At 62.0% G+C, this 13,397-nt stretch carries 11 protein-coding genes; 3 read left to right on the top strand and 8 right to left on the bottom strand.

The annotated features are described in order from the left end of the window. Positions 1-63 precede the first annotated feature (63 nt). Positions 64-651 carry a hypothetical protein gene (locus tag MN188_RS14475; protein ID WP_242109913.1) on the top strand — a complete coding sequence of 196 codons (588 nt, stop codon included), beginning with the start codon at positions 64-66 and terminating at the stop codon, positions 649-651. A gap of 1 nt (position 652) precedes the next feature. On the opposite strand, the gene MN188_RS14470 is transcribed toward MN188_RS14475, so the two are convergent. From MN188_RS14470 to MN188_RS14460, 3 genes are all read right to left on the bottom strand, one after another. Beyond that, positions 653-1,717: a Hint domain-containing protein gene (locus MN188_RS14470; protein ID WP_242109912.1), complete on the bottom strand. Its 1,065-nt coding sequence runs from the start codon at positions 1,715-1,717 to the stop codon at positions 653-655. A gap of 104 nt (positions 1,718-1,821) precedes the next feature. Beyond that, positions 1,822-2,736 (bottom strand): lipid A-modifier LpxR family protein, encoded by a 915-nt coding sequence (locus MN188_RS14465; protein ID WP_242109910.1) that lies wholly within the window; start codon positions 2,734-2,736, stop codon positions 1,822-1,824. A 141-nt stretch (positions 2,737-2,877) separates the two neighbouring features. Further along, positions 2,878-5,145 carry an adenosylcobalamin-dependent ribonucleoside-diphosphate reductase gene (locus MN188_RS14460; RefSeq protein ID WP_242109909.1) on the bottom strand — a complete coding sequence of 756 codons (2,268 nt, stop codon included), beginning with the start codon at positions 5,143-5,145 and terminating at the stop codon, positions 2,878-2,880. A 127-nt stretch (positions 5,146-5,272) separates the two neighbouring features. Here MN188_RS14460 and MN188_RS14455 point away from each other — a divergent pair, with 127 nt between their 5' ends. Then, positions 5,273-5,704 (top strand): DUF1489 family protein, encoded by a 432-nt coding sequence (locus MN188_RS14455; RefSeq protein ID WP_242109908.1) that lies wholly within the window; start codon positions 5,273-5,275, stop codon positions 5,702-5,704. A 42-nt stretch (positions 5,705-5,746) separates the two neighbouring features. Here the strand turns inward: MN188_RS14455 and hisG are convergent, their stop codons facing one another. From hisG to MN188_RS14435, 4 genes are all read right to left on the bottom strand, one after another. After that, the gene (gene hisG, locus MN188_RS14450; protein ID WP_242109907.1) at positions 5,747-6,445 is read right to left on the bottom strand and encodes an ATP phosphoribosyltransferase; all 699 of its coding nucleotides are present in this window, start codon (positions 6,443-6,445) and stop codon (positions 5,747-5,749) included. Continuing rightward, positions 6,442-7,542 carry an ATP phosphoribosyltransferase regulatory subunit gene (locus MN188_RS14445; protein ID WP_242110007.1) on the bottom strand — a complete coding sequence of 367 codons (1,101 nt, stop codon included), beginning with the start codon at positions 7,540-7,542 and terminating at the stop codon, positions 6,442-6,444. The genes hisG and MN188_RS14445 overlap by 4 nt, the downstream gene beginning before the upstream one ends. Next, on the bottom strand, positions 7,535-9,013 hold the full coding sequence (gene hisS / locus MN188_RS14440) for a histidine--tRNA ligase (protein ID WP_242109906.1): 1,479 nt from the start codon (positions 9,011-9,013) through the stop codon (positions 7,535-7,537). Before hisS ends, MN188_RS14445 begins: the two co-directional genes overlap by 8 nt. A gap of 69 nt (positions 9,014-9,082) precedes the next feature. Continuing rightward, positions 9,083-9,403 (bottom strand): hypothetical protein, encoded by a 321-nt coding sequence (locus MN188_RS14435; RefSeq protein WP_242109905.1) that lies wholly within the window; start codon positions 9,401-9,403, stop codon positions 9,083-9,085. Positions 9,404-9,487: 84 nt separating this feature from the next. On the opposite strand from MN188_RS14435, the gene MN188_RS14430 reads away from it, so the two are divergent. Then, on the top strand, positions 9,488-9,697 hold the full coding sequence (locus tag MN188_RS14430) for a SlyX family protein (protein WP_242109904.1): 210 nt from the start codon (positions 9,488-9,490) through the stop codon (positions 9,695-9,697). A gap of 7 nt (positions 9,698-9,704) precedes the next feature. On the opposite strand, the gene dnaE is transcribed toward MN188_RS14430, so the two are convergent. Then, complete coding sequence (gene dnaE / locus MN188_RS14425) at positions 9,705-13,208, bottom strand: DNA polymerase III subunit alpha (protein ID WP_242109903.1); 3,504 nt, start codon at positions 13,206-13,208, stop codon at positions 9,705-9,707. Positions 13,209-13,397: the final 189 nt, after the last annotated feature.

Raw genomic sequence — 13,397 nt, 5'->3', positions numbered from 1 at the left:
ACCAACCTGCATCTGGCTGCCACATTGGGCTTTCAGAAAGCCGCGGTCCACAGGAGGCCCCTCATGTTCAATCTGCTTCGTTTCTTTCTTTCTACTGCAGCTTGCGTCGCGCCAGGCGCTGGCCTGGCGCAACAGGACCCGGCCTGCGCGCTGGGGGTCGAGGAACGATGGGTCGAAATGTCGGAACAGATGGAGGGATCGTGGACGATCGAACACCTGTCTGGCTTCGTGAAGTCGGGAGCGATGGTGATCCCTTATCCGGGTGACGGGGCGGTCGAACGGGTCAGCATCATCTCACATCCTGACGGGGTGCTTGAGATCGACCACCCTGAAGCGCAGGAACCCGTCATGGCCTTCTGGGCGGATGAGCCGCGCTGGGTTTTTGAAGGGCGTCCAGACATGCCGGGCATGGCAGCGGTGCCTGATCCCGTTCTAACAGATACGGATGTCGAGCTGCTGATGGGCTGCCCGAACGACCAAATGGCACGGCTTCTTGGCACCTCGACTGCCGTGGTCAATGGTGTCGAGATGACTTTCAATTACCGCCTGCTGATCCCAGGTGTGGACAGCATGTTCGGGATCATGCACGTGAACGGCACCGCATCCGGCCACGAGTTCAACTCGTGGCGCAGCGTGACCCTGAACCGTTGATCTAGGCGACCTTGGACTGCAAAATGGCGGCCTCTGGGGCCGTCAGCATCCGGCGTGCATAGTCGCCATAGACCGACGGGTCATAGTCCAGATCGGGGAACATCGACAAAAGCCGCGCCCGCTGATCCGGCTCGACCGTCTCCAGCGCCGTATTGGCCGGATGGAAGCTTTCGGTTTCCAGCCCGTTGGCCCAGACGACCTCATGCCGTTCCAGCAGCAGGTGATAGTATGTCACCTCACGAAGCGAATGATCCAGATGCACGCGGCGGTCGTCGATCAGATCCTGGGCCGCCACAAGGACTTCGTCGGTGTTGAACAACGCGCGCGCCTTGGCGCCGCGTACCAACATGCGATGTTGCGGCGATACGACCAGATCGCCATCCGGGCGGTCATGGCCCAAGGCCCCGCCGCGCAAGCGCACCGGGCGCAGTTCCGGCATCGCGTAAAGCCGCGCGCCAGAGATCCGGCGCTGGCCGATCCAAAGGACCTCTTGCGTGCCGTCATCCTTGGTCTGGATCCGGTCCCCTTCGGACAAGTGTTCCACCAGCATCTCACCATCTGGCGTGCGGATACGTGTGCCAGGGGTGAAGCAGATCACGCCGGTCGGCTGATCGGTCATCCGGTTCACCTGACCGGTCTCCATCATCGCCTGCACCACCCAAAGATCCGTGTCCGAGGGCGGAACATCACCCAAAAACATCAACAGCGGCGGTTGATCTGGTGAAATATCGATCACTGTAATTGTGTAGCTGCGCCGCCCGTCGGTGACCTCGAACCCAACGTTCAGAAGGGGTTCGTCCACCTCGACCTGATCAAGGGATCGCGTCGGGTTGATCGCCGCGCCCACCAGTTTGTGCACCGTGCGCGCCGCGCGTCTGCGAAGGTCTGCCTCTCCGCTGGCCCGTTCCAAAAGCAGCACTTCGGGTGGGCCGTCCACCCGCACGGGCTTACCCTTCCAGCGCCAGCTTGCGCCAACGCCTAACGCCGATCTCGGCGCCCCGGTTAAACCGTCCACTTCTGTCTGCGACCAAGAGATGACAAACGTGCCTGTTAAGCCCGTCTTCATACCTGTATGCCTGCTCGTTTTGTTTTTTTATTACCCGCAGGTTAGCACGTGACCTTCATCTGGAAAAGAGTCTTGTTAACCTTTCCGTAGAGTCAAAATGTCGCTCAGAAATCCAGTTGCAGGTTGAGCGAGCCAAGAACTTGTCCTTCGGGCTGTGCCTGAAACTCGCGTCCAAGCCAGGTCACGCCATAGAAGATCGATGCCTTTTTGCCTTGCCAATAAAGGCCAGCCCGCGCCCGCGCCCGGGCGTCGGTCAACTGGTATCCATCTGCGGCAGGCAGATAGGCACTGTCCCAAACATGGGCCACATCGCCACCCAGCAACAGGGAAAGCCCAGTGTCAGAGGAGCGCCCAGCGCCTTGATACAGTTGCCCAGTTGTCACATCCCGCACCAGAATGCCCGAGGTGAACCCGGATCCGACCAACAGATCACCCCCGGCCCGCACGAAGGTTTCGACCCCGCCTTGCGCCTCAAGAAACGGTCGCAGGGTGACATTGTCCGACAACGTCAAGGGACGCCCGGCCTCGATCAGCGCGGTGGGGTGAAAGGCGTTCGGAATCTGGTTGGCAATCACGGCGGGCGATGGTGGCGTCATGCCCAATATATCGTGGGCAGTGTCTTGGAAGGAAGCCAGCCCGGTTTGTGGCCCCGTTGCGACCAGGTCAATCCCAGCACTCAATTCCGTGCCGCCGATTTCGGCGTGGCTGTGCAGCCCGACCGACAACATGCCGACCCAGCGACGATCCCCTGGCGCCGGGTTGACCAGGTTCGCGGGCGCGATGATCGCGCTGCCAAAACGGATCTCCCACACGTCACCGATCCCACCGCGGGCGGTGGTGCCCTCGGGGCCGCGCATCCAGTTGACGACATAGGCGCCGGTGCGCCAGCGGTCCTGATTGTCTCCGAAAAAGTCGTTGTTGAAAATCCCGCCGAAGCCAAGCGTGACTTTGTCACCGGCATTAACCGGTGCAGCAAGGAGAGAGAGAAGTGCGACGACCGCAAGGAGGAAAGGACGCATGGATAATCCGAATCTGAATGCCCCCCAGCCGCACCACCCTAGGCAATAACCAGAGCTTGGCCTAGTGCAACACGGCAACAGGAGCGGGTCGGATCACCTTGCGCCTATGGGGTTACGAAAGTGTTACCCCAAGATATGGCGTCAGCCACATTTCGAATGACCGCAGCTGGCACAAGTCATGCAGCCTTCGACCATCCGCATGTCGTATTGACCACAGCTGGGGCAGGCCGGGCCGCGTGGGGCGCCCAGGTTCACCACCTCGGCCTGCGGGTCGGACTTCAACCCCATGCCTTCGCCTTCGATGAAGCCGGTTGCGATCATGTGGCGTTCGATCACGCCACCGATCGCGGCCAGAATGGAGGGGATGTATTTCCCCTGCACCCAGGCGCCGCCCCGCGGATCGAACACCGCTTTCAGCTCTTCGACCACGAAAGACACGTCACCGCCGCGCCGGAACACCGCCGAGATCATCCGCGTCAACGCCAGAGTCCAGGCGTAGTGCTCCATGTTCTTGGAGTTGATGAACACCTCAAACGGGCGCCGATGCCCGCCATGCAGGATGTCATTCACGGTGATGTAGATCGCATGTTCGCTGTCGGGCCACTTCAGCTTATAGGTATGCCCCTCAAGCGATTGCGGCCGGTCCAGCGGCTCGGACATGTAGATGACTTCGGCGTCCTGATCGACCTGTGCCGGGGTCTCGGCGGGGGTCGTTTCGCTGCTTTCAGACACCGCCAGCACGCTGCCGGTCACATCATTCGGGCGATAGGTCGTGCAGCCCTTGCAGCCGCTCTCCCACGCCTGAATGTACACGTCCTGGAAATCTTCAAAGCTGATATCTTCCGGGCAGTTGATCGTCTTGGAAATCGAGCTGTCGATCCATTTCTGCGCCGCCGCCTGCATCTTTACGTGATCGGTCGGGGCAAGCGTCTGCGCGTTCACGAAATGCGCGGGCAGGTCCCGGTCGCCGAACTTGTCGCGCCACATCTGAACCGCATAATCCACGACCTCTTCCTCGGTACGCGACCCGTCCTTTTGCAACACCTTGCGGGTGTAGGCATAGGCAAACACCGGTTCGATCCCGGAACTGACGTTGCCTGCATAGAGGCTGATCGTGCCGGTCGGCGCAATCGACGTCAGCAGAGCGTTGCGAATTCCATGTTCGCGGATCGCCTCGCGCACGTCGTCATCCATATGGGTCAGCGACCCGGAGGCAAGATAGGCCTCGGCGTCAAACAACGGGAACGGGCCCTTTTCTTTGGCCAGATCGACCGACGCCAGGTAGGACGCCCGCGCGATCGCTTTCATCCAGGCCTCGGTCTGGGCCGCAGCCTCGTCCGAGCCATAACGCAGGCCCAACATCAACAGCGCGTCCGCAAGCCCCGTGACCCCAAGCCCGATACGCCGTTTCGCCTGCGCTTCCTGCCGCTGTGCTTCCAACGGAAAGCGGCTGGCGTCGACCACGTTGTCCATCATCCGCACGGCCGTGCGCACCAGCTTGTCCAGCGCGTCGATGTCCAGGTGGGCGGCGGCCTCGAACGGTTCGGCAACCAGTCGCGCCAAGTTGATCGACCCCAGCAGACAGGCGCCATAGGGCGGCAGCGGCTGCTCGCCACAAGGGTTGGTCGCCGCAATCTGCTCGCAATAGGCCAGGTTGTTCATCTGGTTGATACGGTCGATGAAAATCACACCGGGTTCGGCGAAATCATAGGTCGCGCGCATGATTTTGTACCACAGATCGCGCGCCTCAACGGTGTGATAGACGCGGTCCTTGAACTTCAGCTCCCACGATGCATCGTCCTTCACCGCCTGCATGAAATCGTCGGTGATCAGAACCGACAGGTTGAACATGCGCAGCCGCGCGGCGTCCTGCTTGGCGGTAATGAAATCCTCGATATCCGGGTGGTCGCAGCGCATCGTCGCCATCATCGCGCCCCGACGGCTGCCCGCGCTCATGATCGTGCGGCACATCGCGTCCCAGACATCCATGAAGCTCAGCGGCCCCGAGGCATCTGCGGCAACCCCTAACACATCCGCACCCTTGGGCCGGATGGTCGAAAAATCATACCCGATGCCACCGCCCTGCTGCATCGTGAGCGCGGCCTCTTTCAACATGTCGAAAATGCCGCCCATGCTGTCGGGGATCGTGCCCATCACGAAGCAGTTGAACAGCGTCACGTTGCGCTCGGTCCCAGCCCCGGCGGTGATCCGGCCTGCGGGCAGGAATTTGAAATCATCCAGCGCGTCATAAAACGCATCTTCCTGCTCCGGCTCCGCCGCGCTCAGCGACCGGGCGATGCGCCGCCAGCTGTCTTCAACGCTCTGGTCGATTGGCGCGCCCTCGGCGTCCTTGAAACGGTATTTCATGTCCCAGATTTGCTCGGCAATGGGGGCGGCGAAACGGCTCATGATACGATTCCTGTACGGCGTGGACGGGGCGTCCTGAATAGGCCACCTTGGCCGCACCGGTCAATTGCCCTTTGCGACAATTCCGCGTAGCCTGAGTCGCAAATACCACAATATATTGGGGTCAAAAGTGGGAAATCCCATACATCTTGTAAAACTCTGCGTCGGCGCAGATTCGGTTGAGGACCTGGAAACCTGGCAGGCAGCCCGCCGCGCCGCCGGAACCGAGCCCCTGTCGCGCCACGTCACCCGCATGTGGCCGAAACAGGACGCCGCCCTTCTGGACGGCGGATCGCTCTATTGGGTGATCAAGGGTATGATCCTGGCCCGGCAACGGATTCTGCGACTGGATGAGGTCATCGGAGAGGACGGCATTCGCCGCTGCGGCATCGTCATGGAGCCCGAGGTGATTCGTACCCAAGGCGTGCCACGCCGCCCGTTCCAGGGCTGGCGCTATCTGAAAGACGGCGATGTGCCCGGTGACCTCACGCGTGCCAAACCGGACGAAGACGCCCTGCCCCACGAATTGTCGGCCGCTCTTGCGGATATCGGCATCCGCTGAGCACACGCTAAGCCTTTCCTGGCGCTGCGCCGGTGAAGGCGATCAGCCGTCCAGTCCCAACCGCGATTGCAAAGTGGTCAACACTGCGCGATTGTCGCCACCCCAATCCGCCTTGCGACTCTTGAACAGGGTGGCTTGGCTTTTGTGCACCGGGTCGCCTGCCAGGATCTTCAAATGGTTCGCCCGCAGGGTTTCCCCGGTCGAAGTGATATCGGCAATCGCCTCGGCGGTTTCGTTCTTGATCGTGCCCTCGGTGGCGCCCTGGCTGTCGACCAGCTGATAATCTGCCACGCCATGATCGCGCAGATGGTCGCGGATCAGGCGATGATACTTGGTGGCAATGCGAAGCCGAAAGCCGTGGCGCGCGCGAAACGCCGCGGCCACCGCGTCCAGATCGTCCAGCGTTGTGACATCGACCCAGGCCCGCGGTACCGCGATGATCAGGTCAGCATGGCCGAAGCCCATCAGCGCCAGCTCTTGCACCTTTTCGTCCCAAAGCCCCAGCTTTTCGCGCACAAGGTCCGACCCGGTCACGCCCAGATGAATGCGCCCAGCCGCCAGTTCGCGCGGGATTTCCCCGGCGGACAGCAGCACCAGCTCGACCCCCTCGATCCCTTCGACGGCGGCGGCGTATTCACGCTCGGACCCGGTGCGCGACAGCGTCACGCCGCGCGCACCAAACCAGTCGAAGGTCTTTTCCATCAGCCGCCCCTTGGACGGCACGCCCAGCTTGATGCTCATGATGCCCCCCCGGCCAGATACAGTGTCAGCGCCGGGCGGATCACGCCGCCAACGGCGGGAATTTCCCGACCCTGGCCCAGCACCCGCGTCAGCGCATCATAGCGCCCGCCAGTGGCCACCGGCGGCAAGTCTGGCCGGTCGGGCGACGAAAACCCGAACACAAAGCCGTCGTAATACTCCATCGAGGTGCGCCCATAGCTGCCCTCAAACCCCAGGTTCGATACATCGACCCCGCGTGCGGCCAGCGCGTCGCAGCGCGCCTCCATCCGGTCGACGGCAACCGCGATGGCGGGCATGTCAACGGCCAGGTCCCGCAGGTGTTCCAACACATTGGTCACGGTTTCGCGCAGGCCCAGCAGGTCTTCCAAAAGCGCGACCTCCTGCCCGGAAATCGGCGCACTCGCCATATCCTCGCGCAGCGCCTCGACCCGCGCGGCAATCTCGGCATGCGACCGCAGGCCAATCAAAGGCGCATCGCACTCCATCGGGTCGGCTTGCGCCACCAGTTCGAACCGTCCCTCAGGCATCAGCGCACGACCCGAAAACCGGTCCAAAAGTGCACGGAACCGACGCGGGCGCCAGACATGGCGCAGCAACGCCGCGCGGCGTCGTTCGGTCGTCTTCAATCCCTTCACAGCCGCCAAAAGCAGGCCCAGATCACCGGTGGCCGGCGTCAGGTTCAACCCGTCAAGCGCCTGGGAAACAAGCGAAAACACTTCTGCATCTGCCGCCGCCGGGTTTGCGCGGTCGAACAATTCGTACCCAACTTGGAAAAACTCCCGCGCGCGGTGTGTGGCCTCTTCCTGGGCGCGAAACACCTCACCCATATAGGCATAGCGCGCCGGTTCCGCCCCCCCGTGCATGTGCATTTCTACCACCGGCACCGTGAAGTCGGGCCGCAGCATCGCCTCGCCCAGAACCGGATCATGGGTCACGTAAGCACGCGCGCGGATGTCTTCACCGTAAAGGTCCAGAAACGCGCCCGCGGGTTGCAGAATGTCGGCTTCCACCACCTGCGCACCCTGCCCTTCGAAAACGGACAAAAGCCGCGCGGCTTCGGCGCGCACGTCAGCCTTGGCAGCACCGGTCTCAGGCATCATCAGCCTCGAGAATCTCACGCACCTTGGCGACCAGATCGCCCCGCGCGCATTCAAACTGCGACGGGCGTTCCTTCCATTCTTCCAGCGTGGCGTTTTCGGCAATCTTGGCGCCCAGCACCAGGTCCTTGATCTGGATCTTGCCCGCGTCAAACTCGTCCGAGCCCGCAATCACCGCGACGGGAGAGTTGCGTTTGTCGGCGTATTTCAACTGGTTGCCGAAGTTCTTCGGATTTCCCAGATAGACCTCGGCGCGGATTCCCGCCGCGCGCAGTTCGCCCACCATCGCCTGATAATCGGCCATGCGGGCGCGATCCATCACGGTCACAACGACCGGGCCCTGCGCCTTGCCGCCGATCCGCCCCTTGGCACGCAGCGCGGCCAAAAGCCGGTCAACCCCGATCGACACGCCGGTCGCCGGCACCGCTTGCCCGGTAAAGCGCTTCACCAGGTCGTCATAGCGCCCGCCCCCGGCCACAGACCCGAACTGGCGCGAGCGGCCTTTTTCGTCGGTGATCTCGAAAGTCAGCTCGGCCTCGAACACCGGGCCGGTGTAATAGCCAAGCCCGCGCACGACGCTCGGATCGATCTCGATCCGGTCGGGGCCATAGCCCTGTGCGGCCAGCAGGTCTGCGATCTGTTCCAGTTCGCTCACGCCGTCGGCACCAATCACGCTGTCGCCGACAGCGGCACGCAGATTGGCCAGAGTTGCGGTGGCATCGGCACCCTTTGAGGTCAGGAAGGCCAGCACCGGTTCGGCCTGTGCGTCCGTCAGTCCAACGCCGTCGATATAGGCACCAGACGCATCCAAACGCCCCTTACCCAGAAGCTCGCGCACACCGCGTTCGCCGACCTTGTCGAACTTGTCGATGGTCCGCAGAACCGCATCGCGGGCCGCGCCTTCGTCCAGGCCCATGACCTCAAGCACACCGTTCAAAACCTTGCGGTTGTTGACCCGGACCAGGTAATCGCCGCGCGGAATGCCCACGGTTTCCAGCGTGTCGGCCAACAAGGCGCAAATCTCGGCGTCCGCCGCCATCGAGGCGCAGCCAACCGTATCCGCATCACATTGATAAAATTGACGAAACCGCCCCGGTCCCGGCTTTTCGTTGCGCCACACAGGTCCCATCGTATAGCGGCGATAGGGGGTGGGCAGATCGTTGCGGTGCTGCGCAAAGACGCGCGCCAGCGGCGCGGTCAGGTCATAGCGCAGCGCCATCCACTTGTCGTCGTCAGCGTCCTGCCAGGCGAACACGCCGTCGTTCGGGCGGTCCACATCGGGCAGGAACTTGCCCAGCGCCTCAACCGTTTCGACCGCCGCGCTTTCCAGCGCGTCGAAGCCATAGCGATGATACACGCCCGCGATCTGGTCGAGCATCACCTTGCGCTCGTCCACCTCCGCGCCGAAATAGTCGCGAAAGCCCTTGGGCGTTTCCGCCTTGGGCCGGGGCATTTTCTTCTGCTGGGCCATAAGTCCGTCCGGGTTCAGGTCACTGTCGCGGGCGGTCTAACGGATGGGGGGCCAAGGGGCAAGGAACGCTTAGTAGCGCACTTCGCAGATATATTTGTCGTAAACCCAGCCCGAGGGACCAGCATAGGACCAGTCCTGGATGCCGTTCTGCACGATCACCGGGCGCCAGCCGTTCTCGGAATAGGGCTCCATCGTGATCACGAACGTGCCCGGACCCAGCTTCATCTTCATATCGCATTTCGTGGCGCCACATGTGCGCAGAGCCAGAAAGTTGTCGCCATTCGGGTTCAAATTGCACACCACGTATTGTTCACCGTCATAGGCAGAGGCGGTGCCCGCAAGCAATGTGACAGCAAGAGCCGCCACGGTAAAAAGCCTCGGTCGTGTCATCATGACCTCCTTGATTGCGCGCATCGTAACAAGCAGCGCATTTCGGGGGTATGACATGGATCAGGATGACGGTATGACAAGCGCATGTCTGAGACCCGCATCACCACGCTTGAAGAAGAGATCGCCCACCTGACCAAAATGGTTGAGGAGCTGTCGGACGTTGTCGCCCGCCAGGATCAGGAGTTGTCGAAAATGGCCCATCGGGTCAAAATGCTGATGGAGCGCGAAGCTGAGCGGGAACTGGACGCGGGCGGATCAGCCGTGATGACGGACCAACGCCCGCCGCATTATTGACGCGGCCCTAGACTTCCTCGACATCCACAACACCGCCCAGCGACTTGATCGCGCCCTTGATCTGGGGGTTCAGCGGAAAAGACCGGCCAAGGGTCATGTCGACCTCCCCCGGTAGGGTCGGGTCCAGCAGGCACAGGCTGACCTCGCCCGGTCGTGCGCCCTTTGCCTGCTCGCCCGCGCGCTCCAGAAGCCCCGCGACCGAGGCGATCACGTCGGGCTTGTTCACGAAGACCTTCAACGCCATGCCACCCGCATCGGCCACCACCGCGTCGATTGGTGACACCGACCGACACAACAGCTTCAGCTGATCGGCCTCCAGGTTCGCCTCGACCCCGATCACCACGTTGGCGCCGGTTTCCAGATGCTCGCGTGAGGTCTCCAGCACGTCCGAGAACAGCGTGACTTCATAAAGCCCGGTGGGGTCCGACAGCGACACGAAGGCAAAGCGGTTGCCGCGGGCGGACTTGCGTTCCTGTTTGGCTGACACCGAGCCTGCCAGCTTTGCCACCAGCGGCCCGCGTTCGGCGGCCTCGGCGACCTCGGCCAAGGTCATCACCTTCTTGCGCTTCAGCGCGGGCAGGTAATCGTCCAGCGGGTGGCCGGACAGGTAGAACCCGATCGCCTTGTGTTCCTCGGCCAGCCGTTCGTTGGGCAGCCAGTCATCGACCGGGGACAGGCGCGGCTCCGGCAAGTCATCACCCGCCTCGCCAAACAGGCTGACCTGGTTTGACGCGCGCTGTTCGTGAATGGCTGCCGAGTAATTCACCAGCCCATCCAGGCTGTCGAACACCCGGCGGCGGTTCGGGTCCAGCTCATCAAACGCACCTGCACGCGCCAGCATTTCCATCGGGCGTTTGCCGACCCGTTTCAGATCGACCCGGCGGGCAAGGTCGTAAAGCGTGGCGAAGGGTTTGTCGTCACGCCCCTCGACGATCAGTTTCATCGCCTCGACGCCCACGTTCTTCAACGCGCCCAGCGCATAAACGACCCGGCCGTTGTCGACGCTGAAGGTTTCCATCGACCGGTTCACGCAGGGCGGCACGATCTCGATATCCAGCCCCCGACGCACTTCCTCGGCATAGACCGCCAGCTTGTCGGTCAGGTGGATATCGCAATTCATCACCCCGGCCATGAACTCCACCGGGTGGTTCGCCTTCAGCCACGCGGTTTGGTAGCTGACCACCGCATACGCTGCCGCGTGCGATTTGTTGAAACCATAGTTCGCGAATTTCTCAAGCAGGTCGAAGACCTCGGACGCCTTCTTGGCATCCACCCCGTTTTCACCCGCGCCGGTCTCAAACTTCGGGCGTTCGGCGTCCATCGCCTCTTTGATCTTCTTGCCCATCGCACGGCGCAAGAGGTCCGCGCCACCCAGCGAATAGCCGGCCATCACCTGGGCGATCTGCATGACCTGTTCCTGATAAACGATAATTCCTTGAGTTTCCTCAAGAATATGGTCGATCAGCGGGTGAACCGATTCAATCTCGCGCAACCCGTTCTTGACCTCGCAATAGGTCGGAATGTTCTCCATCGGACCGGGGCGATACAGCGCCACAAGCGCCACGATGTCTTCGATACAGGTGGGTTTCATGCGCCTGAGCGCGTCCATCATGCCCGAGCTTTCCACCTGGAACACCGCGACCGTCTTGGCGCTGGCATAGAGCTCATAAGTCGCTTCGTCATCCAGCGGGATCAGGTTGATCTCATTCTCGGCGCCTTCCGGCGGGCTGTATAATTGGTGACCATCTGGAGCCGTATGGATATCGCGTCCCTCACCCCGGATCAGGTCCACCGCGTTCTGGATTACTGTCAGGGTTTTCAGGCCCAGGAAGTCGAACTTCACCAGCCCGGCCTGTTCCACCCATTTCATGTTGAACTGGGTCGCCGGCATGTCCGAGCGCGGGTCCTGGTACAGCGGCACCAAAGCGTCCAGCGGCCGGTCGCCAATCACCACGCCTGCCGCGTGGGTCGAGGCGTTTCTGAGCAACCCTTCGACCTGCTGGCCATAGGTCAAAAGCCGCTCCACGACCTCTTCGTTCTTGGCCTCCTCGCGCAGGCGTGGCTCATCAATCAATGCCTTGGCGATCGACACGGGCTTTACCCCTTCGACCGGGATCATCTTGGACAGGCGGTCAACCTGGCCATAGGGCATCTGCAACACCCGACCCACATCGCGCACCGCCGCCTTGGACAAAAGCGCACCGAAAGTGATGATCTGGCCGACCTTGTCACGGCCATACTTCTCCTGCACATAACGGATCACCTCTTCGCGCCGGTCCATGCAGAAATCGATGTCGAAGTCGGGCATCGACACACGTTCCGGATTCAAAAAGCGTTCGAACAGCAGCTGGTATCGCAGCGGATCCAGGTCGGTGATGGTCAGGGCATAGGCGACCAACGACCCGGCGCCCGAGCCCCGTCCCGGCCCTACCGGAATACCCTGATCCTTTCCCCATTTGATGAAGTCGGCTACGATCAGGAAGTAGCCCGGGAACCCCATGCCCTCGATGATATCCAGCTCAAAATCGAGCCGTTTCTGGTATTCCTCGACACTGACCGCATGGGGGATCACCGCCAGGCGATCCTGCAGCCCGGCATTGGCCTGGCGGCGCAGTTCCACAACCTCGTCATCGGCAAATTTCGGCAGGATCGGGTCGCGCCGATACGCTTGAAACGCGCATCGACGCGCGATTTCAACTGTGTTTTCAATCGCTTCCGGTAGATCCGCAAACAGCGTGACCATTTCCTGTGGGCTTTTGAAATAATGCTGCGCGGTCAGGCGGCGGCGGCCCTCCTGCTGATCGACATAGGCACCTTCCTTGATGCAGATCAGCGCATCATGCGCCTCATACAGCTCGGTTTTCGGGAAATAGACGTCGTTGGTCGCGACCAGCGGAATGTTCATCGCATAGGCCATCTCGACAAAGCCGCGCTCGGTCGCGCGCTCTGCTTCGGTGCATTGCCCGCCCTCGCCCGGATGGCGCTGCAGTTCGACATAAAGCCGGTCGCCAAAGGCCGCCGAAAGCCGGTCCATAAGCGCTTGCGCTTTGGGCATCTGGCCCATTTGCAGCAATTGCCCCACCGGCCCCTCAGCGCCCCCTGTCAGGCAGATCACACCCTCGCAATGCGCCTCAAGCTCCTCCAATGTGACCGACGGCAGCGCCCCGTGCTTGTCCACATACAGGCAGGAATTGAGCTTCATCAGGTGCTCATAGCCGCGCTCGTTCTGGGCCAACAGAACAACCGCCGCCGGATCGCGCGGCTTTTCCCCCGGCGCGGGCGGGTCGAAATCGACATCTACCTGGCAGCCGATGATCGGCTGCACTCCGGCGTCCGCAGCGGTGACGGAAAACTCCAGCGCCGCGAACATGTTGTTCGTGTCGGTCACCGCAACCGCCGGCATACCCTTCTCGGCGCACAAGCTTGGCAGCTTCTTCACCGGCACGGCGCCCTCCAAAAGCGAATACTCTGTGTGGGTGCGAAGGTGGATGAATCGGACTTGGCTGCTCATCGGACAAAGCTAGCCGACCGGGTTGCGATTGGAAAGCGGCTCCGACGGTCCGAAAGCCGACAATCCGGCCACGCCGGCAGAGGGGGAAACGGATTTACGATCGCCGAAGCCACCCGAACCCGGCATCTGCGATCTCGTCAGAATCCCGGCAAGGCGCGCGCCCATCCGGGCGCTTCGGGTGCCCGCCGC

Origin of the sequence: Aliiroseovarius subalbicans (assembly GCF_022678625.1) — a bacterium.
Lineage (GTDB): Bacteria > Pseudomonadota > Alphaproteobacteria > Rhodobacterales > Rhodobacteraceae > Aliiroseovarius_A > Aliiroseovarius_A subalbicans.
This window is presented reverse-complemented; position numbering and strand designations above follow the sequence as displayed.

Coding starts and splice junctions, on each gene's coding strand:
- MN188_RS14475 (WP_242109913.1), top strand. CDS start 64: ATGTTCAATCTGCTTCGTTTCTTTCTTTCTACTGCAGCTTGCGTCGCG.
- MN188_RS14470 (WP_242109912.1), bottom strand. CDS start 1,717: ATGAAGACGGGCTTAACAGGCACGTTTGTCATCTCTTGGTCGCAGACA.
- MN188_RS14465 (WP_242109910.1), bottom strand. CDS start 2,736: ATGCGTCCTTTCCTCCTTGCGGTCGTCGCACTTCTCTCTCTCCTTGCT.
- MN188_RS14460 (WP_242109909.1), bottom strand. CDS start 5,145: ATGAGCCGTTTCGCCGCCCCCATTGCCGAGCAAATCTGGGACATGAAA.
- hisG (WP_242109907.1), bottom strand. CDS start 6,445: ATGAGCATCAAGCTGGGCGTGCCGTCCAAGGGGCGGCTGATGGAAAAG.
- MN188_RS14445 (WP_242110007.1), bottom strand. CDS start 7,542: ATGCCTGAGACCGGTGCTGCCAAGGCTGACGTGCGCGCCGAAGCCGCG.
- hisS (WP_242109906.1), bottom strand. CDS start 9,013: ATGGCCCAGCAGAAGAAAATGCCCCGGCCCAAGGCGGAAACGCCCAAG.
- MN188_RS14435 (WP_242109905.1), bottom strand. CDS start 9,403: ATGACACGACCGAGGCTTTTTACCGTGGCGGCTCTTGCTGTCACATTG.
- MN188_RS14430 (WP_242109904.1), top strand. CDS start 9,488: ATGTCTGAGACCCGCATCACCACGCTTGAAGAAGAGATCGCCCACCTG.
- dnaE (WP_242109903.1), bottom strand. CDS start 13,208: ATGAGCAGCCAAGTCCGATTCATCCACCTTCGCACCCACACAGAGTAT.